At 50.1% G+C, this 23,088-nt stretch carries 21 protein-coding genes; 6 read left to right on the top strand and 15 right to left on the bottom strand.

The features are described 5' to 3' along the window. Window positions 1-9: 9 nt before the first annotated feature. Window positions 10-1,386 (bottom strand): magnesium transporter, encoded by a 1,377-nt coding sequence (mgtE, locus tag HRU79_02780; protein ID QOJ25627.1) that lies wholly within the window; start codon window positions 1,384-1,386, stop codon window positions 10-12. A gap of 66 nt (window positions 1,387-1,452) precedes the next feature. On the opposite strand from mgtE, the gene HRU79_02775 reads away from it, so the two are divergent. Continuing rightward, the gene (locus HRU79_02775; GenBank protein QOJ25626.1) at window positions 1,453-2,913 is read left to right on the top strand and encodes a right-handed parallel beta-helix repeat-containing protein; all 1,461 of its coding nucleotides are present in this window, start codon (window positions 1,453-1,455) and stop codon (window positions 2,911-2,913) included. On the opposite strand, the gene HRU79_02770 is transcribed toward HRU79_02775, so the two are convergent. The 10 genes from HRU79_02770 to HRU79_02725 form a co-directional block, all read right to left on the bottom strand. Continuing rightward, a complete protein-coding gene (locus tag HRU79_02770) occupies window positions 2,888-4,135 on the bottom strand; it encodes an ABC transporter permease (GenBank protein QOJ25625.1) in 1,248 nt (415 codons plus the stop codon). The genes HRU79_02775 and HRU79_02770 overlap by 26 nt on opposite strands. A 21-nt stretch (window positions 4,136-4,156) precedes the next feature. Next, the gene (locus HRU79_02765) at window positions 4,157-5,419 is read right to left on the bottom strand and encodes an ABC transporter permease (protein ID QOJ25624.1); all 1,263 of its coding nucleotides are present in this window, start codon (window positions 5,417-5,419) and stop codon (window positions 4,157-4,159) included. Next, window positions 5,400-6,080, bottom strand: coding sequence for an ABC transporter ATP-binding protein (locus tag HRU79_02760; GenBank protein ID QOJ27250.1), 681 nt, complete (start codon window positions 6,078-6,080; stop codon window positions 5,400-5,402). The genes HRU79_02765 and HRU79_02760 overlap by 20 nt, the downstream gene beginning before the upstream one ends. Next, window positions 6,080-7,381: an efflux RND transporter periplasmic adaptor subunit gene (locus HRU79_02755; GenBank protein QOJ25623.1), complete on the bottom strand. Its 1,302-nt coding sequence runs from the start codon at window positions 7,379-7,381 to the stop codon at window positions 6,080-6,082. The genes HRU79_02760 and HRU79_02755 overlap by 1 nt, the downstream gene beginning before the upstream one ends. A gap of 3 nt (window positions 7,382-7,384) precedes the next feature. Continuing rightward, complete coding sequence (locus HRU79_02750) at window positions 7,385-8,731, bottom strand: TolC family protein (GenBank protein QOJ25622.1); 1,347 nt, start codon at window positions 8,729-8,731, stop codon at window positions 7,385-7,387. Between the two features lie 78 nt (window positions 8,732-8,809). Next, window positions 8,810-9,682: a hypothetical protein gene (locus HRU79_02745; protein ID QOJ25621.1), complete on the bottom strand. Its 873-nt coding sequence runs from the start codon at window positions 9,680-9,682 to the stop codon at window positions 8,810-8,812. Beyond that, window positions 9,682-10,560, bottom strand: coding sequence for a hypothetical protein (locus tag HRU79_02740; GenBank protein ID QOJ25620.1), 879 nt, complete (start codon window positions 10,558-10,560; stop codon window positions 9,682-9,684). The genes HRU79_02745 and HRU79_02740 overlap by 1 nt, the downstream gene beginning before the upstream one ends. Beyond that, on the bottom strand, window positions 10,557-12,392 hold the full coding sequence (typA, locus tag HRU79_02735) for a translational GTPase TypA (GenBank protein QOJ25619.1): 1,836 nt from the start codon (window positions 12,390-12,392) through the stop codon (window positions 10,557-10,559). The genes HRU79_02740 and typA overlap by 4 nt, the downstream gene beginning before the upstream one ends. Before the next feature lie 291 nt (window positions 12,393-12,683). After that, the gene (locus HRU79_02730; GenBank protein ID QOJ25618.1) at window positions 12,684-13,226 is read right to left on the bottom strand and encodes a hypothetical protein; all 543 of its coding nucleotides are present in this window, start codon (window positions 13,224-13,226) and stop codon (window positions 12,684-12,686) included. Window positions 13,227-13,351: 125 nt separating this feature from the next. Next, window positions 13,352-13,648, bottom strand: a complete 297-nt coding sequence (locus HRU79_02725; protein ID QOJ25617.1) for a pathogenicity locus — start codon at window positions 13,646-13,648, stop codon at window positions 13,352-13,354. Between the two features lie 109 nt (window positions 13,649-13,757). On the opposite strand from HRU79_02725, the gene HRU79_02720 reads away from it, so the two are divergent. Next, window positions 13,758-14,072 (top strand): hypothetical protein, encoded by a 315-nt coding sequence (locus tag HRU79_02720; GenBank protein ID QOJ25616.1) that lies wholly within the window; start codon window positions 13,758-13,760, stop codon window positions 14,070-14,072. Beyond that, window positions 14,045-14,590: a hypothetical protein gene (locus HRU79_02715; protein QOJ25615.1), complete on the top strand. Its 546-nt coding sequence runs from the start codon at window positions 14,045-14,047 to the stop codon at window positions 14,588-14,590. The genes HRU79_02720 and HRU79_02715 overlap by 28 nt, the downstream gene beginning before the upstream one ends. Before the next feature lie 21 nt (window positions 14,591-14,611). On the opposite strand, the gene HRU79_02710 is transcribed toward HRU79_02715, so the two are convergent. From HRU79_02710 to recR, 4 genes are all read right to left on the bottom strand, one after another. Continuing rightward, window positions 14,612-16,738: a T9SS type A sorting domain-containing protein gene (locus HRU79_02710; protein QOJ25614.1), complete on the bottom strand. Its 2,127-nt coding sequence runs from the start codon at window positions 16,736-16,738 to the stop codon at window positions 14,612-14,614. Window positions 16,739-16,741: 3 nt separating this feature from the next. After that, entirely contained in the window at window positions 16,742-17,290 is a 549-nt protein-coding gene (locus HRU79_02705; GenBank protein ID QOJ25613.1) for a hypothetical protein, read from the bottom strand. Window position 17,291: 1 nt separating this feature from the next. Continuing rightward, window positions 17,292-17,849 carry a hypothetical protein gene (locus tag HRU79_02700; protein ID QOJ25612.1) on the bottom strand — a complete coding sequence of 186 codons (558 nt, stop codon included), beginning with the start codon at window positions 17,847-17,849 and terminating at the stop codon, window positions 17,292-17,294. Window positions 17,850-17,910: 61 nt separating this feature from the next. Continuing rightward, window positions 17,911-18,501, bottom strand: coding sequence for a recombination protein RecR (recR, locus tag HRU79_02695; GenBank protein QOJ25611.1), 591 nt, complete (start codon window positions 18,499-18,501; stop codon window positions 17,911-17,913). Between the two features lie 70 nt (window positions 18,502-18,571). Here recR and HRU79_02690 point away from each other — a divergent pair, with 70 nt between their 5' ends. The 3 genes from HRU79_02690 (at window position 18,572) to HRU79_02680 (ending at window position 23,067) form a co-directional block, all read left to right on the top strand. Further along, window positions 18,572-19,258, top strand: a complete 687-nt coding sequence (locus tag HRU79_02690; protein QOJ25610.1) for a PspA/IM30 family protein — start codon at window positions 18,572-18,574, stop codon at window positions 19,256-19,258. Further along, window positions 19,251-19,676, top strand: a complete 426-nt coding sequence (locus HRU79_02685) for a YbjN domain-containing protein (protein ID QOJ25609.1) — start codon at window positions 19,251-19,253, stop codon at window positions 19,674-19,676. Before HRU79_02690 ends, HRU79_02685 begins: the two co-directional genes overlap by 8 nt. A gap of 289 nt (window positions 19,677-19,965) precedes the next feature. Then, window positions 19,966-23,067 carry a DEAD/DEAH box helicase family protein gene (locus HRU79_02680; protein QOJ25608.1) on the top strand — a complete coding sequence of 1,034 codons (3,102 nt, stop codon included), beginning with the start codon at window positions 19,966-19,968 and terminating at the stop codon, window positions 23,065-23,067. Window positions 23,068-23,088 lie beyond the last annotated feature (21 nt).

Raw genomic sequence — 23,088 nt, 5'->3', positions numbered from 1 at the left:
CGGTGGGTGTTACAGCAGCACGCCGGCCAGCAGCATTGTTGCAATTGTAAAATAGATAATTGTCCCCACCACATCACTAAACGTTGCAATAAACGGTGCGCTGGATGCTGCCGGATCAAAGCCCAGCCATTTCATCACCAGAGGGAGCACGGAGCCGGTAACGGCACCGGCAGTAACGATTGCTACTAATGAGAGGAAAACAACAAAGCCAAGCAGGATGCTTACAATTCCAAACGTCCCGTCTAAAGCGGCCCAGATTACAATTCGTGCAAAGCCAAGTACTCCTAACATAAAGCCAAGCATTAGGCCGACGATAAATTCTCGCCGGACAATCGTCCACCAGTCACTAAGCGTAACCTCGCCAAGTGCCAGGGCACGTACGATCAGGGTGGCAGCCTGGGAACCGCTGTTGCCACCGTTACTGATGATCATCGGCAAAAGGATGGCCAGGATAACGGCACTGTCGATAATGCGTTCAAAGTAGGTTAGAGCCGTAGCCGTAACGATACCCCCAAGAAACAATACCACAAGCCAGATTGCACGTTTGCGGAATAGGTCGCGGATGGTAGCTTCCATATATGGTTCATGCAGTGCAGCCGAACCACCGAAACGTTGCATCTCTTCGGTGGCCTGTTCTTCGGCAACGTCTAACACGTCGTCAATCGTTACAATCCCTAACAGCTTGCGGTCAGCATCAACAACCGGTAGAGCAAACCTGTCGAGCCTCCTAAACATAGCCACGGCTGTATCCTGATCGTCGGTAGCGTGCAGTGATTCTGCCTTGTAGTCCATCATGGTGCTAACAAGAGCCGCCGGGTCAGACAGAAGCAGCTCGCGGATATGGATATCATCTACCAGCGTTCCGTGTTCTGTTACGTACAGGTAGTTCAGTGTCTCGGAATCCTTGCCATACTGCCTGATATGCTCCAAAGCCTGCTGAACAGTCCAATGTTTTTTTACAATAACGTAGTCGGGCGTCATCAGTCGGCCAACCGAGTTTTCGGGCCAGTTCAGCAGTGCAAGGGCTACGCTCCGCTCCTCGGGTGACAGGGTATTAATGAGCTCTTGCACAACATTGGCAGGCAGCTCTTCAAAAAACTGGGTCCGGTCATCCGGATTCATGTCGTTCAGAATTTCGGCCACCTTCTCGCGTGCAAGCTCATGCAGCAGGTCCTGCTGGGTATCGAAATCGCAATAGGAGAATGTTTCGCTTGCCACATCCTTTGGCAGCGATGCAAATACGATGGCGCGCGCTTCGTTTTGCAGATCAGCAATGAGTTCCGCCACGTCAACAGGTGCCCAGTCGGCAAGAACTTCACGAATGGTTACAAAATCCCGCGCACGAACCAGCTCTTCGATTTCGGGCGTGATCAGGTGTGCATACATGGGGTTACCAAACCTCACTTTGTAATACGGCCGTGCAAAGGTACCGTAATAGCAGTAATTTGCGCTATGGTTAACCGTGCTTTTTTCCTGCTACCCTTGAGTTTCCTGTGCTCCTATGCGGCTACACTGCATACAGGACCAGGCTTTGAGTTCGAAACGCCTAACCTGGCAGCTGCGGCCGCTGTGGCGGGTGACACGGTGCTGATACACGATGCTGTGTACGAGGGCACGTTTTATATCAGCAATGTGCTGGGTACCGAGGCGATGCCAATTGTTTTTCGTGGTGAAAGCACATCGGGCGTGATTTTCCGCGGCGGTACGGAGTCACTGCACTTTTCACGGTGCGGACATCTTATTATCGAAAACTTTACGGTTGAGCGGCAGACCGGTAATGGAATGAATATCGACGATGGCGGAGAGTATGATTCACCTGTACGGGGCTTTGTCATTCGGAATGTTACGTTCCGTGAGATGGCCGCTACGGGCAACAATGATATGCTTAAAATGAGTGGCGTGGATGAATTCAGGATTGAGAATTGTACGTTTACGGACGGAAGTCCGGGCGGCAGTGGTATTGATTTTGTTGGCTGCCATCACGGGGTGATCACAAAGAATACGTTCCGAAATATGGGCAGTAATGCCATTCAGGCAAAAGGTGGAACACAATATCTGCTGATAGCAGGAAATTCGTTTACTGACTGCGGACATCGCTCAATTAACCTGGGTGGCAATACGAGTCTTGCGTACTTCCGTCCGCCCGATGCACGGTTCGAGGCTGCCGATATCCTGGTTGCCGCTAATGTTTTTACCGGCAGTACTGCGCCGGTTGGCTTTGTTGGGTGCACACGGGTGCGGGTGGTGAACAACCTGATTCAACAGCCGCAAAAGTGGGCATTCCGGATACTGCAGGAAACGGTTGATGAGACTCGCTTTGTGCCGTGTGGCAACAACATGTTTTGCAATAATATCATTATTTATGACCAGAATCTATCAACATTGGTTAATATTGGTCCGAATACAGCCCCTGAAACATTCGTTGTGTCACATAATGTGTGGTATAACGGATCCTCTGTAACAGTGCTTCCAACGGTTGGCCTTCCGTTTACCGAAACCAACAGTCGTGCCGGTGCTGATCCGATGCTGCAGGGGATGTGTCCGCTACCGCAGTCACCGGTTGTGGGTGCCGGCCGGCGTGTTGAAGGCCTCACCGTTGATTATGGTGGCAAACCATTTGGCGTCCCGCCCAGTATCGGAGCCTGCGAAACTGATATTCCGGTTTCAGTTGCTGTAAAGCCCCTTCCCTGCAATCGGCGGTTTACTGTTCTGGGGTATTCTGTGAAAGGGGCTGTGGTAGATGTAAGCAGCGAGTGGTCTCCCTGCCGGGTGTTTGTTTATGATGGTATGGGGCGTCTGCTCTCAACGCACGATGTTACTGCGGGAATTCACGTCCTGGACGGTATTGATCATCGAAATTACCTTGTTGGCAAGCCACTGCCCGCAACTACTCATAGCGAAGCGCTTCGATAGGGTCAAGCCGCGCAGCCTGCCACGCCGGATACAAGCCAAACACCATACCGATGGCTGTACAGGCGATCACGCTGAAGATAACGGTTTGCCATGGCCATACGATGCTCAGTGATGGCATTCCGGCAGATTGCAGGATCAGGGCTGTGACGGCGGTGATACCCAGACCTCCGATGATGCCGGTGAAACCACCAAGCTGACACAGCGTGATGCTTTCAATGAGGAATTGGCGGACAATCCAGGACCGTCGGGCACCAAGAGCTTTACGTACGCCAATTTCACGAGTACGTTCCTTTACGCTTACCAGCATCATGTTCATAATGCCGATGCCAGCGGCAAGCAGTGCACCCAGACCACTGATCCAGGCCACAACAAGGATGGCAGAGCTTAGGTTACTGAACTGCGAGGTTAATGCTTCGTTGGTGTCCAGTTCAAAGTTGTTTTCTTCACCCGGCCTTACACGCCGAAGTAAACGCATCACTCCAATGGCTTCGTCAACCGTTGGCTCAAGGGCAATGGCCGACACTGCCTTAACGCTGATGTCAACACTGGTGTCCCACTCAGAGGTATAATACTTAACAAAAACACTAATCGGAATCAGTACCCGGTTATCCTGGCTTTGTCCTAAAACCCCGCCCTTCCGTTCCAGAATGCCTACAACTGTGAACCTCTGGTTTCTCACAGTAATAACCTTGCCAAGCGGATCTTCGTTCGGGAACAGCAGGTTGGCCACATCATAACCAATAATAGCATTGCGCGAACCAAGAACAACGTCCTGCTCCACAAAGGAGCGTCCCGAAGCAATCAACGCGCTGTTCACAGCAAAATACATGTGGTCAATGCCGATAAGCGAAACGTCGGGATTTGTTGACTCAAGTCCACGCTTAATTGTGTATCCCGGTGATGTGTTGCTAACGGTAATCAGCGGTGTCAGCGTCATCCTTTGCCGAAACTGTCGAGCAAGCTCTACAGTGATTGGCTTTCGTTTCATGTACTTGCGCCAGTTGCCATGAAACTGAAACGACGGCGTTCGTTGGATAAGGAAGCTGTGTTCCCCAAGGTCTGCAAGCTGTGTACTAAGCGAGGCAGAGAGTGTAGAGGTGATACCCACTGACGCGATGATGGCAAACACGCCGATCCCAACAGAAAGGAGGGTTAAACTTGACCGTAGTTTATTGGCACGGACGGCGTCCAGTGCCATTGCCACTGATTCCCGAAGGTTCATCGCATCCGTCCCTGCAGAATGTTATTCATATCGCAGAGCCTCGACCGGATCTAATCGTGAAGCACGTACTGCCGGCAGTAAACCGGCCATAAGGCCAACAACTACCGAAACACCAATGGCGATGAGTAGTAGATCAAATTGGATAAAGGGGCTTACGGCACTAAGCCACTCCAGATTAAAGATCGAGTGCGCAACCCAGTATGTTGTTCCCACTAAGATCTGGGCGATTGGCAGGGCAATAACCGCTCCGATCACGCAGAGTGCCGAGCTCTCGATCAGAAACTGGACGAGCAGACTGGACCGGCGGGCTCCAAGTGCTTTCCGGATACCAATCTCGCGGGTGCGCTCGGTTACGCTAACGTACATGATGTTCATGATGCCAATCGAGCCAACAACAAAGGCCAGAACCGTTAACCCGATACCAACTGCCCAGATTGAATACCGTATGGAGGCTACCTGCTGATCGAACGCCTCCATTTCGTTGATACTAAAATCATCCTCGCTTCCCGGAGGAACATTCCTGATTGAACGCATGTGGCCGCGTGCTTCGTCACGCACAATATCCATCAGTTTCTCGTTCCCGGCTTTGACGGCAACAGAAAAGCTTTTCCCAAAAAAGCCATAGGTTGTCTGAAATGTTCCAATTGGAATAAAAACCTGATTGTCGATAAAGTCCATGAAAACAAAACCGCGCCGCTCCACAACCCCAATAATCGTAAACGGGTGACCATTAATTTTAATGACTTTGCCAAGAGCATCCCGTTCAGGAAACAGAGTTTTTGCAATACCATGCCCGATCACAGTAACTCGCGCACCGTGCTGATTTTCAATACCGCTAAACCAGCGTCCCATCTCGGTGGCTCCCGCCGGAGTGTTACCATAATCCGCTGTTGTACCCTGCACGCTGCACATCACCTGTTTGTTGCGAAAGCTAATACTTCCGCCCCAACGCTGAATTACCGGGATTGTATATTCGGCACTTTCCATGCGCTCCTGCATGCGTAAGGCCTGTTCGTATGTGATGTTTTTCCGCGCTTCCATTGTTCGCCAGTTCCCGCCACCCCCCCAATGCCATTTGTCAATGTAGAGCATGTCCCTGCCAAGAATACCAATGGTTTGTTCCCATACCGAGTCAAGCCCCTTTAACGTCCAACCCATGACCACAACAAGTAACACGCCAACCACAACACCTCCGGTTGTGAGAACTGACCGCATCAGGTTTTGCCGGAGAGCGGTAACGGAAATTCTGAACGATTCTGTCAGCTCACTCAGGCGTAGCATCATCGCTCTCTATTCTTCCGTCGCGAAGCCGGATAATTCGTTTGGCATGTCTGGCTACTTCTTCTTCGTGAGTAACCAGAATAACGGTATTCCCGGCCTGCCACACGGCTTTAAACATTGCCATAATATCATCACCTGTTTTACTATCCAGGTTGCCTGTTGGTTCATCGGCAAGGATGATGGCAGGCTTGGTAACTAAGGCACGGGCAATGGCCACGCGCTGGCGTTGTCCGCCGCTCAATTCGTTGGGTTTGTGGTCAACCCTGTCGGCCAGGCCTACCTGGTTTAGAGCTTCAGTGGCCCGACGACGCCGTTCTGACGCTTTTACGCCCGCATACACCAGAGGGAGTTCCACATTCTGCAATGCTGTTGACCGGGGCAGGAGGTTGAAGGTTTGAAAAACAAAGCCGATTTCGCGGTTTCGTACCTCGGCCAGTTCGCTGTCAGACATTGCGCGAACGTCTTTACCCTTAAAGAGGTAGGTACCCGATGATGGGGTATCAAGGCATCCGAGCATATTCATGAGGGTGCTCTTGCCGGAGCCGCTGGGACCCATGATGGCAAGAAACTCATTATCGTTAATAGTTAAGGAAACATCGTTCAGGGCGTGAACGTCTTCCTCGCCCATGGCGTACACTTTCGAGACATGCTCAATGGCGATGATCATTCCTGTGTGCCTTTGCGCAGTTTGTCGAATCTTGCCTTTCGCTGCTCCGGTGCTTCAACCTTGATTTTGCTTCCGTCACTCAGCAGCTTTGTTACTGCAGCAAAGGGGCTGGTAACAACGTGTTCGCCCAGTTTCAGACCCGAGAGTACCTGAATATATCCGTGGTCACTGATGCCGGTGTGGATAGGCCGTGACCGTACCGAGGTACCATTGGATACCCAGACGATGCTCTGGGGTTCGTTCTGCCTGCTGCGGGATTTCTGGTTTCGGTCAGAAACGCGCCAGTCATCAGAACTTCCATTGTCCTGCTTGGGCTGCTGAATCGTGATTGCCTGAATTGGAACTGCCGGGACGTTGTGCCGGGTTTCGGTTTCAATATCAACACTAACGCTCATGCCGGGACGCATCCGTTTATCGGGATTCTGAATTCGGATGCGGACCTGAAAGTTAATGACTTCATTCTGGGTGCCTTGTGCCGTAGCTCGAGGTGAGTGACTGATCTCGTACACAATGCCGGTAAATGATGTGTCGGGCAGGGCATCAACGGTAATCCTGGCGGTATCGCCAACAGAGAGCATGGCAACATCGTTTTCATCCACGTCCACCCATGCATTCATGATGTTCAGGTTTGCAATCCGCATGATTTCGGTTCCCTGCATTTGAGCCGTACCTACCACTTTCTCGCCATTTTCAACGGCAAGGTAGGTCACAACGCCCGCCATAGGGCTAACGATGGTGGTTCTGCTTGCAGTAGCTTCGGTCTGCCGTAATGCTGCGCGAGCCTGGGCATAGGTGCTCTGAGCCTGGGTATAGCGTCCGTGAGCCTGCTCGTACGCAGCCTTAGCTCTGTCCAGCTCTTCCTGTGTTGCATAGTCTTTTTTATAAAGTTCGTTAATACGTTTAAATTCAGCATCAGTACGGTCCATTTCGGCCTTTGCAATCGTTATTGAGAGGCGGGATGCATCGGCTGCGGCAACGGACTGAGCCATCTGAGTTTGTACCAGGTCGGGCTGAATCCGAACCAGCAACTGTCCCTTCTGAACGGTATCACCGTCACGAGCGCCAAGGTAAATAATCTCGCCACTGGCTTCGGACGAGATTTTTACCATGAACTCAGGTTGCAGGTTTCCGATGGCATTTACCGTTTGCACAATTGTTCGCTTCTGAACGGGCTGTGTAGAAACAAGGATGGTGTCGGCACCCCGGGATGTAACAAACCAGAGAGACGCGCTGACGATGACGAATACGATAAAGGCAATGCTCAGTATGATAAACCATCGTGTTTTTTTCTTTGCCATTGGTTATTGCTCCTGGAAAAGTCCGGTTGAATATTCAACAAATGCCTTAGCATCCAGCCAGGCGTACACGGCACTGATTTTATTGATGCGGGCTGTAATGAGTTGATAGTTGGCCTGCTGCAGTTCTACCAGCGTTGAGCCGCCAACGTTAAATCGGGTTTGCATTGCATCGTAGGCGGTTGTGGCCGGTTTAATTGCCTTGTTGGCAATCTCCAGCCCCTTATCGGCGGCGGCAAGCTGAAGGTATGCCCGTCTGACATTTTGCTGGATGCCTTGCTCAATTCGCTTGAGTTCAATGTTGGACTGTTGCTGATTTAACCTGGCCTGCTCGATTGACCGGTTGGTGCGGAACTGGTCAAAGACGGGTATCTGGATGTTCAGACCGACAAAGGTGCGGCTCTGAGTATCAAAGTTTGTGAGTTCAAAGTTGCTCCAGGAATAGCCGCCAGATGCAGAAATGGTGGGGAAGTAGCCGGAGCGGGCAACTGTCATCGAGGCTTCAGCCGCTTCCATGCGTTTGCGGGCAGCCGCCACATCCGGTCTGCTGAGCACGGCTCTGCGTACACTTTCCTGCTCGCTGCCAATCGTGTTGCGAAACTCATGAAGGTCAGTTTGGTTAATATTGGTTTCAACCGATGTTTCGTCAATCTCAACCGGTACCGAGGGGTCGGAACCCATGAGGACGAGGAGTTCAACCTTTGCGGTTTCGAAATTATTCTCTGCCTGAACAACCGAGGTCTCCTGGTTTGCAACTTCGGTTTCCTGCGAGAGAAGCTGGGTAATTGGGGCCTTGCCGTTATCGTACAGCGCCTTCACTCTGTCATACAATGCCCTGGCAACGCTGAGTGCCTCCTGTTGGGTTTCCACAACCTGCCGTGTGCGCAGTACGTTCAGGTAGGCGCGGGTTACCTGGTAGGCAACAAACATGCGCTGCGAGCGGATATCGGCTTCGGCTGCGTCCACATTAAATTTGGCGGCGTCGTACTGGGCTTCGCGGCCAAAGCCGTTAAAAACCAGCCAGCTAAGATTGGCACTCAAAGAGTAACTGTTTGCCAGGGGGTCACCATACACGGGGATACCACCAACAAAGGAGATCTGCCGGCGCAGGTTGGTAACCTGCCGGGAGTAGTTTGCATTGATGGATGCACCGGGCAGGTACTGTCCGAAGGCAGCAGTTAAACCGGCAGCTGCGCTTCGTGCCGATGCATTCGATAACAGGATGTCAAAGTTTTGTTGTAACGCAATGGCAACACAGTCATTCAGCGTTAGTGGTTTTTGGAGTCCCTCAGTTTGAGTGTGAACGGCTACCGTAAAAATCAAAAGGCAAAGCAGAGAAGACAAGCGAATCATTTGTGTGCCGGTGATATTAAACAGGGGTGGGTGTTGCGGTGGGAGTAGAAAAATAAGGTTAGTTTATCAATTCACCTGCTATTCCTGTGGGGTAATTAAGTGCATGTTCATCATAAGATGGTGTTTCCCTTCTTTCGAGGTTCCGTCATCAAACGAAATTTCCAGTTTGTTTTCCAAGGTGGTAAACTGATGGAAGAGAGCGTTGGTACGGGTTTCAAACGTCAGCTTGCCGTAACCGGCCATCACACAGAGTGTGGTGAGCGATGTTTCTGCAGCCTTTAGGGTGATACTGCCAATGCCACTCTGGGTGTACTGGATTTGGTTAAAGGTTTTTCCAAGAGTGTCAACCTTGTCCTGAACACGCCATAACCACATCATCGAAGCAACGGGGTACGGCGTTCCAAACTCAGCCAGCGCTATCGTATCCGCAAACAGCCAGCCTTGATTTTGGCGGCCGCACGATGTGTCGATCGGCGGGAAGTACAGTGGCTGAAAAGCTCCGCCGGGCGACAGTAGGGCTATGTCGGGCTGCGAGTTCCAGGCAGCAAGGCGGTGTCCGAGCGAGTCAATAACAAGATGTGTAATGCGGTGTACCCACGGATGGGTTGTACGCACGGAGCTGTCGGCCCCGGCAATGGTCTTCTCCCTGGCTTGTATGGTCTGAAGCGTTAGGTGGTATATGCCCGGGGCGGGAACACTGTCACAGACTACGCGGAGCGTTTCAATGCGAAGCCGAAGCAGAACCGGTTCGCCTACAATTGCAATACTGTCGGCAGCCTCGATATGGTACAGCAGAGTGTCGCCCTGGCTGAACTGATACCGAAAACACAAGGTGTCCTTTCCCAGTGGTGGCTGAACATGTCTGGGTGGCAGTGTAATCTGAGCTACACCTGTTGCCGGAAGGATGGCAGCGGTAACACAAAACGCAAGAATCCACAGCCCCTTCATCATTACTGTCCGCCAGAGCGTTTATTAATAACGATAGTTAGTTTTGAAAGAGCCGGAATTTCGGGGAGAGCGGCAGCCTTGTCGGTGTCTCCGGAGATGTAAATGGTGGACGTGATCGTTGCCACCGTATGGACCGGCATGCCTGTGCGGATGTCATGCAGTGACCAGCCGGCGATGGTGCCGCTGCCACGCACGTTAAGCGCCATCGCCTGTCCCTGTAGTGTTCCGTTCTGACTAATCGTTGATGGTCCGAAGGAGATCTTCCAGCACCGCGTGCCCAGAGTGTCGGTAATTTCATCAAGAGTGTACCGGATAGCACCTGCAGAAACAACAGTGTTTTTCCCGTTCTCCGAGGTGGTAGTGTCGGCCATCGGCACCGACCACATTTCACCAATTCTAAGTTCGTGTGGCGGGAAGGGAGTAAACAAGTAGTCAGAAATTTTCGTGGATGAAATCACTTCCGATAATGACAGCGCTTGTGAATCGGCAACAACAGTTTTACTTATCACCGCTCCGGTTGGCAGCAGCACCCAGCGTTCGCTTACAGCCGACGTAGGAATTGTTACCGTGCTATCGGTATGTGCAGAGGGCGAATTGGTTGGTCCGGTCGTTATCGTCACTCCTGCATTTCCCCATTGCAGTGCCAGTGTGGTTTGCTGTAATACCGATTCAATTGCCGAAATGGTTACAGGGAGAGTAGTTACAACTTCGGTGACAACATCGTTATCGGGGACGGCAATGCGTTGCCACAACGTACTGGTGGCCTGGTACTGCACGCTCTGACCGTTTGAGAGTTTGTAAAACAATCGGTACTGCTGGGCAGTAACCGTTACGTTTACAAGGCACGAACAAGTAATAACGATGCTGATTATGTGTTTCACGAGGTCACAGTTTCCCTTTTTCTGGCTCGTTGACGCATAGTGGTGTCAAGAATTTTCTTACGAAGGCGGATATTTTCGGGCGTTACTTCGAGCAGTTCGTCATCTTCCAGAAATTCAATGCATTGCTCCAGGCTCATTGCCCGCGGGGTGTCCAGTTTTACAATTCCATCCGATCCGCTACTGCGCATGTTGGTAAGGTGTTTGGTGCGGACGGCATTCACGGCAAGATCGTCCTCTCGACTGTTTTCGCCGATAATCATGCCCTCGTAGGCTTCAATACCGGGTCCAACAAACAGTGAACCGCGCTCCTGAATTGATTCCAGTGCATAGGCGGTGGTAGAGCCCCCTTCCATATTCACCAGTGCGCCACGTGAGCGTCCGCTAATAACGCCGCAATACGGGGCATATTCGGCAAAGGTGTGGTGCAAAATCCCCAGCCCGCGCGTATTTGTCAGAAATTCGGTACGGAAGCCGATCAGGCCACGTGCGGGCACACTGAATTCGCAGCGTACACTGTCAGTACCGGGATTCATTGCAATCAGGATGCCCTTGCGCCTTCCCAGGTTTTCGATTACCGTGCCGCTGTATTCCACCGGCACGTCAACGAGTACGTTCTCGATTGGCTCAAGCACGTCACCGTTGGCTGTTCGTTTAAAGAGTACTTCCGGACGTGACACTGCAAACTCATACCCTTCGCGCCGCATGGTTTCAATTAGAATTGCAAGCTGGAGTTCGCCGCGGGCACTTACCTTAAACACGTCGGGTGAGTCGGTATCCTCAACCCTCATACTAACATTATTTCGCAATTCACGGTAGAGTCGTTCGCGCAGTTTTGGCGTTGTTACAAACGTACCCTCACGTCCGGCAAGTGGCGACGTATTCACCATGAAGTACATTGCCAGCGTCGGCTCGTCGATGTTAACGGTGGAAAGGGGCTCTGCCAGCGTGGCAGCACCGATGGTATCGCCAATAAAAACATTTTCGAAGCCTGACAAGGCGATGATCTCACCGGCTTCAGCCTGCTGAACTTCCACACGTGAAATGCCTTCGAAGACGCTCATCTTGGTAATGCGCGAGTTCTCGCGTGCACCGTCAGGCTTGATCAGGGCAACATTATCGCCAACCCGAACGGTTCCGGAGGTAATGCGCCCGATGGCAATCCGGCCAACGTAATCATTGAAGTCAACAGCGCGAATAACCATACCGAAATCGGCTTCCGCATTGGTTTCAGCCGGAGGGATGTGCGTTAAGATGGCATCGAACAGGACGGTGAGATCCTCCTCGGTAGAATCGGGAGTAGTTCGCGCAATACCTTTTTTACCAATTGCATAGACTACCGGGAAGTCAAGCTGTTCGTAGCTGGCACCCAGATTCATAAATAATTCAAGTATTTCGTCGTACACCTCGGACGGACGAGCGTCCTGCCTGTCGATCTTGTTTATCACAACAATCGGATGCAGGCCCATCTCAAGAGCTTTTCGCAACACGAAGCGCGTTTGCGGTAATGGTCCTTCGGCGGAGTCTACAAGTAACAGCACACCGTCAACCATGGAGAGGACGCGTTCCACTTCACCACCAAAGTCGCTGTGGCCGGGTGTATCAACGATGTTAATCTTAACATCCTTCCAGCGCACCGCGGCATTCTTAGCCATGATGGTTATTCCGCGCTCCCGCTCGATGTCGCCACTGTCCATAACACGCTCAGCAACCTGCTGATTTTCGCGGAAGGTGCCGCTCTGGCGGAGCATGTGATCTACAAGTGTGGTTTTCCCATGGTCAACATGGGCAATGATTGCGATAGACCGTTGGTCTGTTCTTTTCGTAATTGGCATGGGTTGTAATGAGTATAGCCTACAAAAATACGGACTTCATGCCAGTCTCAATAACATATATCGTCAGATTCGTGCAGATGCGATAGGCGTGACCGTCCCTGCCATAGGGCCGGATGGTTGTACTGGTTCCCTGAGGTGGTTTCACCCCGACGAACTTCGGCATGCCGGATACGATTGCCCCTCAAGGATCTCAGTGCAGGCACTACGCCGAATCCGTACACAATGAATAAAACAAGGGCATCAGTTTGATGCCCTTTCAAGTGATGTTGCAGCAACCCGGGTTGGACTAACTTACTTTGTAAATTGAATGTTAAAGGCGCCGGAGGTGATTTTAACCACGCTGCCATCGCCGCCGGTATTCTTGGCATCAAAGTAGAATGTACCTTTCACAACTGACTCTGTAAGCTCAGTTATTACAATTTCACCAACCTTCATTTCATTGTACGGTGCCTGCCATGTACCGATTTCAGGATTACCCGGGTTTGATAGGTCAACTTTAATGGACGAGTATGTTGCGATGTTTGCAATATTCGGTCCGCCGCCGATTGGATAGGTTCCGGTACCGTTGATACCAACAACTGATAACGTTACGGCATCAGACGATGTACCGCCTGTATTCCCCTGGATCATCAGAGTTGTTATTCCGGCCGCCTCGATTTGACTGGCATTCGTCGTCATGGTAAGTGTGGTAAAGGTTCGGCCGTTTACCGTGGCTACAATGGTGCCGGGCTGAGCTCCGCCATCAGGACCGGTATTGTTGCTGGAGCAGGATGGTGTTAAAGCAACAATCGTGATTGCGCATAGAACAACAAGTGCAGAGTGAAGAATCCTCATACGAAGCATTCCTTAAGGTTAATGAAAAAAAGGTTTCAATAGGTGCGAATATACATGAACGCCGGCATTGTAATCACGATCGGAACCGGGATACAACAAGCACAAGACACCAGACCTGGTAGATGTTACTGTTGTTTACGGTCCTTCCAGTACCACCAGCGGAGTTTCTCGGGTTCCCGGTGGTGCGGCCTGGTTTCGGCATAATACACCGCACACCTGAAAACGTAGAGCAGGCATCGGTCCTGAACGTGCCCTGCATACTGGTTCGATGCCGCGTAGAGCTCTTCCGGATTACGTCCGACCAGGTCCTGAACCTGGAAGATGCCAATGGTATGCAGGTCGGCTGCAATAGACTTGCCTATACCGGGTACCTGGGTTAGTGTTCCGGTGGGTAGGGAGGGGGCTGGGGCGACGGGTACCATTGCACAAAAATGCATGGTGGTCCTGAAATTCTACTGCTGCCGAACGGTGGTTATCGTAACAACCACCCTTCCTTGCTATCTTTGGCAATAGAATTACAAGGAGATATCAGTGGACACTATTCAATCCTTTGCTGTTCCGGAAAACGATCAGCCGATTCACGTTCATAACAATGCCGCTACCGCCTTCCTGGGTGTGCTCACCGGCCTTCTGATTTGCCTTGCCCTAGTTGGCATTGCCTCAGGAATGGGATGGCACCCGGTAGTTGGTGGCGTACTCACCGGCTTTAGTGGTGCTGTAGTCGGCGCTTCCGGATCAAGTACTCCCAGCGGGAATCGTGCGGCAATCCTTGGCTGGGCTGGGGCAACTAACTTCGTACTCGGCCTGGTGATGTTTGTATGTACACTGCTGGGCATCATCCACTAACAGGTGTCGGCTTTATACGCACCCTGCTGATTACGATGCTGCCGTTGGTTGTAGCATCGTGCATCAATCCGTTTGCACCGGCACTGGCAACAGATATCTCAGACCTGCCGATGCTGGGTGATCAACGAACGATTCCGGGACTGTTCCAGAATTTCCGGTACTCGTACGTGTTTCGTGATACACTGATTTACGGACGTTTGCTGGATCCGAATTTTACGTTTGTGTACCGCGATTATGACAAGATGCTCGATGTTACGTGGGGAAGAGACGAAGATATGCTGGCAACGAATGGACTTTTCTCGGCGGTACGAAGCCTGGACCTGGTGTGGAACGATGTCGTGGTGGCCGATGGCGATTCATTGCAACAGGTTATTTCAAGGGGCTTCATTTTAACGATTACCTTTACGGAAGACGATATACAACGCGCCCAGGGCAGGCTGAGTTTACGGGTGCAGCGTCAGGCCGTGTCCGAGCCATGGAAAATTATTCAGTGGCGCGATGAATCGAACTACTTCTGAGCAGTGTATTTGTGGATATAACTACTCTTGTTTTTTAACTTTTAGTACGTGTCTGGTGATTCCCAGGTCAAGCACAAGAAAGTAAAGCCCCTTACTAAAATTATCCAGCTTGATAGTAGCGTCAAGCACTCCACCTGTTACGTTGGTTAACAATCGTGTGAGTTCACGGCCGGTAACATCCGTAATTGCTATTGAGTACGTTCCGTCAGCCAGACCCGATGCCTTAACAGTAACAGAGCCGGTGGCAGGATTCGGGTAGGCAATGATGCCGGTTGTTGACGGTGTTTCATGTACATCAGTAACCGTTCCCCGGTAGCATGCCGATGTATCGGTACAGTTGTTCCGGGTTATGATTACGGCGTATGTTGCGTCATCCTCCGGAACAAACTCGCGTGCGGTAGCACCCGGTACAGGTGCCATTTCCGGACAGCGTACCCACTGATACGTAACGTTGGTTGCGTTGGAGATCAATACACTGTGGCTCGAATCCGGATGAACAAGCTGTAGGGTTACGCTTGTGTCGATAGTGGTTTTTGTAACTGTGAAAGGGGCTGAGGTTGCGTTGCATCCTAACCTGGTAGTAATCGTTACGGTATAACTGCCTTCCTCAGAAACGGTGATTGTTTTTGTAGTTTCTCCTGTACTCCACAGGTATTTGGCAGCCTCAGAGGCGATTAAGGTAATCGCATCGTTCCTGCACAGGACAGATGAATCAGTGGCGGTGATGGTAGCTGTTGGGGCAGTCTCAGCCCGAACAGTCAGAGTCTGTGCTTCGCTTGTGTCACAACTGTTGGCAGCTGCAACGCTGATAGTTCCGCCTGCTGTTCCTGCCACTACTGTGATCGAAGGCAACGTTGAACTGCCTTCCCATCCACTTGGCAGGGTCCATACATACTGTGTAGCTCCCGGTACCGGTGCCACGGAATACACAGTGGACGAGTTGGTGCAGACTTCGTGTTTCCCGTTAACAGCACCTGGCTTTTGTAGGGGGCTGTACATAACAGTCCACACCGTCTGGTACGTATGAGGCTGCTTATGACCGTTGGACCTGGACAACTGTGTGGTATCTGAAACCACTGACCTAACGGTCGTGAACGCCCCTTCCGTCAGCAGTGCCGCGGTGATGGTGATTGAATCTGTGTTGTTTGCCACCAGGGTATCATTAATAAACCACTGTACGTTCAGAGTATTGGGTACCGGCTTAATCAGTTGCATGCCGATACGCATGGTGTCTGATCTGCATAACCGGAACGTATCGGGCACTGCGCTGACATTACGTGCGGGGATACCGATTTTTTCGTGAATTTGCTCAACAATTGTTTCCTTACACACAGCACAAAACGCAGAGTTCAGTAGCTGCATCTTGCAGGCGGGATGGGGCTTGTACCACTGAGCAGAATTTCCGCTGCAGCAGTGGCGATAAACTCCGATACTGTCGGTTCCAACCCAGTTCTTCCACCGTACACGCGATGGATCGCTCTCCCGTGTCATGTTCGATGCCTCACGGGCATAGTTGTCGCCGGCGTAATACTCATCTGCCAGTCGTCCAAACGAATGGCCTAGCTCGTGCGCCAGGATTTCACCGGATTTTTTATCAAGTGAAACGGTTGCTTGGACGCCGCCGGATCCGCCATAGTACGGAGTGTTAACAAGGACAACTACCTGATCGAACAGCGGAAAACTGTTTACAAGCACAGAATTAACAGCTACCTGATTTGGAGCGAATAATAAACGGTGGATCGAATTGTAATCAAATGTACTATTGAAATAGTTTTTCGGGTCGCTGACTCCAAATACCGGCTCGGCAACGTCAGTTGCAGTTCCCGGGTGTCGTGCTCCGCTATCGGCAGATGGAACCTTGACGGCAAATACATTGAAGTAGTTCTTGTACTCTGCAAATGGCGAAATCGAAAACACGTAGTCTGATACCCGCTGTACATCGGCCACAAAACGCGGGAGCTGCTCCGCGGTGTACCCGTCGGGTAAGAAAACCAGGTTAATAAACGTATCAGTGCTGCCACGATAGTACACTGTGTCAACATCATACGTCTGTGCGTGAACCTGCACCGACAGGACAAAACAGAGAATACCGCAGACAACGGTCGTGGTACTGAAAAAACGTCGATAATAAAGGTCGATACAAGCCATGTGTCAGTGCTGCACGATAGGTGCTTCAGTCACGAATTCCGGGAGCAGTTGGTTGTTGATGTTCTCGATTCGGATCAGGGTCATTGCTGCCGTGAAGCGAAATCGTACGATGACTTCGGTCTCGGACTCGGGAAACCGCCGGGTGGTAAGTGAACCATTGTCATCAGGAAATTCAATCCTGCGCATCAATGGCTGGTGTAGCACAATTGTGTCGAGTGCGTTCCGCCCTTCGTCCATAATCACACACCGCCAGTCACCGGCTGCAAGCGGTAGGTGAGGCACGGTGAAATCTTTTGCCGTTTGAATAATCCTGGAGCTTGTTACCAGTGCACCGGCTTTCCCGTTGCGATTCCACATGCGCAGCGTCAGGATTGCAGCGTATGGTTTCTCGGCGGACAGAACCGTGCTGGCAGTATTGACGTTTTCGTCAACGGTACCCTGCTGTGCTGTAGCTGTTGTTACCAAGAGTAACGGGACCAGCACAACGGCACCCGCAAATCTCAGCGCAGCCGTATAGTAAAAAACGATATTAGGTATTAGTGTGGCTGTCATATCAGTTGGCAAGGTTAGCCTTTAGGAGTGACCATGTGTTTTCTGCTGAATCAGTAGGCAGGCGTGCATCGATCCACCGTGAAATGCTCCACTGTCCGCTGCTCTCGGGCGTTACCGTCAGCACCATTGTACCGCGCAACGTTGTTGGGACTGTTTCGATATTATGTGGCACGAACAAGCGGTAATCACTGAGCAGCACCACGCTATCGGGCGACGAGTAGCTGGTTGTCAGCGATGTGAGGGTCAGCTCGGCGGCCTGTCCCGGCGCAATCCGTGCCGACATCGAAATAAAGGCTTGTCGTTCCTTTGCAACAGACCAAGAGTCGAACAGCGTTTGATACCGTGCCCTGACCTCTGCTGACGGTTCGAACACAAACTGATAATTGCTTCGGGTTTGATTATCGGCCAGGCAGAGGGCATAGTTCTCGGTATTCTTTTCAGCCAGGGCGTTGCGCAGATTGTCAATCACAATCATCGGCGACGTTGGTGGTACAAACGTCCCTCGGGATCCCGTTGGCTCTTCCGGTGTACGGGTACCGCAGCCCGGAACGCCAACCATGATGGAGATGATCAGGAAGCATACTACTATGCAACCGTGACGGATGGGCAAGCATTCTGCATTACACCGTAACACGCACACGTCCCTCGAAAGCTCTGCTTAGTGTGGCATCATCGGCAAACTCCAGGTCAGCGCCTACCGGAATACCGCGGGCAATTCGTGTGATGGTGATTGAAAGGGGCGAAGCCATGCGTGCGATATACTGGGTTGTCACCTCGCCCTCTACCGTTGGGTTCAGTGCCAGGATAAGCTCCGTTAAGCCCCCTCCCAGCCTGCTCATCAGTTCTTGCAATCGTATATCATCGGGGCCCACGCCATCCAACGGATTGAGTGCGCCGTGCAGCACATGGTACATGCCCCTGTAATCACCCGTACGCTCGATAGCCATCACATCGGTAGGCTGCTCCACAACGCAGATAACCGAGCGGTCTCGTTTATCAGAAGCACACAGCGCACACACCGGTGCATCGGTGAAGGTGTTACACACCTCGCACTCCCGAACCGACTCCCGCATCCGTACCAGGGCATCTGCGAACAGTTGCACCTGTTCCAGTGGTTCTCGCAGCAGGTGAAACGCCAAACGTCGGGCTGTTTTCTTCCCAATCGTTGGTAGTGAGCTAAAATGTTCTACAACGCTATCCAGTGCTTCCATGATAAGTTAATATGTTTGTACTCTATATTGCTTCCTGTATCGTAATTGCCGCAAACAGAAAGGTTGTTCAATGGGAATTTTCTCTCGCATTTCCGACATCTTTAAATCCAACATGAACGACGCGTTGGATAAAGCTGAAGATCCCGAAAAAATGCTCAAGCAAATGGTGCTTGAGATGGAAGAAAGTGTTAACAAAGCTACGCTTGCCGTGGCAAATGCAATAGCCAACGAGAAGAATTTGGCCCGGAAGCTGGATCGTGAAAAGCAGGCAGCGGCAGACTGGCAGCAAAAGGCAATGCAGGCCCTGCAGGCCAATCGTGAAGATCTGGCAAAGGCAGCATTAGAGAAAAAGGTGCTTGCCGAACGGAATGCTGCAGACCTTACGCCAATTCACATGCAGGCAGCTCAAACATCGGCAACACTGCGGCAGCAACTGGATGCTTTGAAAAATAAGCTCGATGAAGCACGGTCGCGTCAGAGCACCCTGATTGCACGCTCACAAGCCGCCAAGGCCCAAAAACAAATCGCACAGTCATTCTCTGGCGTGGGCAGTGATGCCTTTAGCAAGTTCGACAAGTTCGAAGGGAAAATCGAAAAGCTGGAGAGCGAGGCAGAAGCCTTTGAACAGCTCGCCGGCGAAAACACCAATCTTGAGCAGGAGCTTAAAAAACTGTCCACCGATTCTGGTGTGGATGCACAATTGCTTGAAATGAAGAAGCAAATGGGTTTACTTGGTGACGGAGGAGCAAATGGCTGATAACACAATGATTACGGCTACTCAGGAAAAACTGCGCACCATCCTTGCTGACCGCTTTGATCAGCATATCGATTTTGGTGATGGCACCTTTGCCATTCCCTATGGCTCGGCCAGTGTGATGCTTGTGGTTCGGCCATACACCGAAACCGATACCATCGTGGAGCTGATCGCCAATGTTGCAAGCGAAGCCAATATCACTACCGATGTTATGCACTGGCTGCTGCGCAAAAACGCCGAGATCCACCTGGGCGGCTTCGGTCTGATCTTCGATGATACCATCGTGTACAGCTATGCCATCAGCGGTAATACCGTAACCGCCGATTCACTCGAGGCAGCCATCACATCAGTAGCAGTTATTGCCGACTATTACGACGATGAGATCATCCGCCTTGCCGGCGGCAAACGAGCAATAGATTAAGATTAGGAACCCGTAGGGGGCTATGGCAGATGCGCAACAGCTGGCAGCTTTCGGAAACGGTAAGCTTAGCCAGATAGTCTAGCTTTATGCGTATAGTCAAAAAAAAACCGGGCTCGCACCAGAACAGTGTGCGATATGCTGTGAAGACTACTGCCCACTGCCCACTGACTACTGACTACTGACTACTGACTACTGACTACTGACTACTGACTACTGACTACTGACTACTGACTACTAACAGATTAACTTTACCGATAGTAGAAACCTGAAATAATGAACGAATAATGATATGACTTCGGGAAACCCGGTATTAAATAGTCCTTATGATGAGCCGATTTGGCACTATGCAACAGATGCAGAAGGCTCATTGAACTATCAGGACATCAGGCAAGGCAGACGGATTTTTACTCCAGATATTCAAGTGATACCTACAAGGCAGGGTCCGCAATCATCTGCATTTGAATTAAATGACATGAAAGCAGAATATGGCGAACACCTGATTAACCTTTGCCGAGCCGAAGTTGGTAAATGGAGGGCAGCAAAATACCCGAACACAACAAGAATCTCTAAAGAGCTTTTAACGTTTTGGTTTGACAATCCAGAGAGACATGCAGTAAAGAAATTGTTTTTTGCTCAGCAGGAGGCTGTTGAAACTGCCGTCTGGTTGAATGAAGTTGCAGACAAATCAAATGCAGGGCAACATATACTAAACTTATTGCGCAACGGACAATATACCGTAAGTGAAGACCCGGAAGACCAGCTTCCCAGAATTGCTTTTAAAATGGCAACAGGTTCAGGCAAGACCGTTGTAATGGCGTGTTTGATTTGTTACCATTACTTCAACAGACAAGAATACCGAAACGATACTCGCTTTGCCGACTACTTTCTGATTGTAGCTCCGGGAATTACGATTAAAAGCAGATTGGGCGTTTTGTTTGTGGACACAAAAAACAAAAACCCGAAAGACATTGAAGATTATTATCGTGTGCGTGGTTTGATTCCCCCAAGTATGGAACATCGCCTGGAAAACTTGAATGCACGATTAGTAATAACCAACTACCACACTTTTGAACCAAAAACCTTACAAGGCAACAAACGCAGTCCGTTTGACGGAAAGGTGGATTTGGAAGGAAATAAAATTGACACGGACAACAAAGAAGATTTTTCACAGGTGGTTAAAAGAACATTAGGGAAATTCAAGTTGGGGAGTCGGTTGTTGATTCTGAATGACGAAGCCCACCACTGCTATCTGCCAAAATCAAAAAGCAAAACCACCGACAACGAAGAAGCCGACGAAAACGCAAGAGCGGCCGTATGGTTTAGCGGACTTCGCGAAATAGCGAAGAAGTTTAAACTTGAAGCAGTTTACGACCTTTCAGCAACACCTTATTATTTGACAGGTTCCGGTTATACGCCCTACAGTTTGTTCCCCTGGGTGGTTTCCGATTTTGGTTTGATTGAAGCCATTGAAAGCGGTTTGGTTAAAATTCCATTTTTACCCGAAAGCGATAACACGCAGGAACTCACAATGCCCGTGTTACGGAATTTATACGACCACGTAAAAGAAGAACTGCCCAAAAAAGGACAACGAGGCCAAAGAAAAGCTGCTGCTGCCGAAGGAAATAAAATAACGGAGCAGGCTCCCCACTTGCCTTCTTTGGTTAAAGGAGCATTAGATCAGTTTTACAATCATTATGTAGATTATTTTAACGGAATCCGTAAAATACAGGAAGAACGAGCCAGCTTATTCTCGGCTCCTCCGGTTTTTATTGTGGTGTGCAACAACACCGGAGTTTCAAAAGAAGTCTATAAATACATTGCTGGTTATCAGTACCAGGATGCAGATGGCAATACGGTAACAGTTCAGGGGGTAAAAGACTTATTCAGTAATTACGATTCTGTTACAGGCAATCCTTTGAAACGTCCACCCACATTGCTCATTGATAGTGATGCGCTGGAAAACAGTGAACAAATCAATGATGATTTCAAGAAGATTTTTGCATCCGAAATTGAAGAGTTTAAGAAAGATTATGTCAGACTGCACGGACAAGGCAGCATTGACAAAATCTCTGATCCGGAAATATTACGTGAGGTTGTAAACACCGTTGGCCAGCAAGGCAAGCTCGGTTCACACATTCGATGTGTGGTTTCGGTTTCAATGCTTACCGAAGGTTGGGATGCCAACACCGTTACACACATTATGGGACTGCGCGCGTTTGGCTCGCAACTGCTGTGCGAGCAGGTGGCAGGTAGAGCGTTGCGGAGAATGAATTACTTTTTACAAGGCTATGATAAGGACGGCAATCCAACCACTGACAAACGAAAAGTGGTGATTGAGAAATTTCCGCCCGAATATGCCCACATCATCGGGGTTCCCTTTAAAATGTTTAAAGGCGGAACTGCAGAACCACCACCGCCACCGGTTGAGTTAACTCAGATTGCTGCCATTCCCGAAAGACAGGCAGAAATGGAAATTACTTTTCCAAATGTGGTGGGCTATCGTGTAGAAAATTTAGATGGTGAAATACAACACGATTTCAGCAACATCGAAAAGTATGAAATTGATGGTTCAAAATTCCCGACCGAAACCATTATGGCAAGTCCGATTTCTCCCACCGAAGAAAAGTTGGAAGTAAAGGGCGTGTTGGAAAAACGAGACCAGGAACTGATATTCTTAATCACCAAGGAATTAATCAAATACCACTTTTGTGATGACGAAGGCAATCCTCAATTCCAGAAATTCCACAAACTGAAAAGTATAGTGGAAGAATGGTATCACGAAAAAGTTGTATTGTTAAATATCACCGACCCTCGCTACAAACGACTACTGTATTTTGAAGAACCTAAAAAAATAGTGGATCACATTGCAAGAGGCATCAACCCCCAGCACAACACCACCGAACATATCCGTCCGGTGTTCAACTATTACAACAAGTTTAGCAGCACCAAATATGTAAATGGCAATACGGTGAAGGGTGTGTACCAAACTGAAAAAAGCCACATCAACTATGTGGTAATGGACAGCGAGTGGGAAGGCATTTGCGCCAAAACTTTGGAAGAAATTGAATCGGTCGAATGTTATGTAAAGAATCAGTTCCTCGGCTTTACCATTCCTTACACCAAAGACGGTAAAGACCGCCAGTACTATCCTGATTTTATTGCAAGAATAAAAACTAAAAACCAACCACTAACCACTATCAACTTAATTATAGAGATTAGTGGAATGAGCAAAGACAAAGCAGAGAAAAAATGGTTTGTAGAAAACCGCTGGCTTCCTGCCGTAAATGCTTTAAAAGATAAATACGACTATCCCGAATGGCATTTTATTGAAGTGGCAAACGATATCCGAAACATCAGAAATCAGCTAATCGAAAAAATTCAGAGTATTTAATTATGACGAATTCGCCTCAAT

It is taken from the genome of Ignavibacteria bacterium (genome assembly GCA_015709655.1).
Classification (GTDB): Bacteria; Bacteroidota; Ignavibacteria; order Kapaibacteriales; family Kapaibacteriaceae; genus OLB6.
Note: the sequence above shows the minus strand (reverse complement) of the source record. Positions and strands in the feature narration are given on the sequence as shown.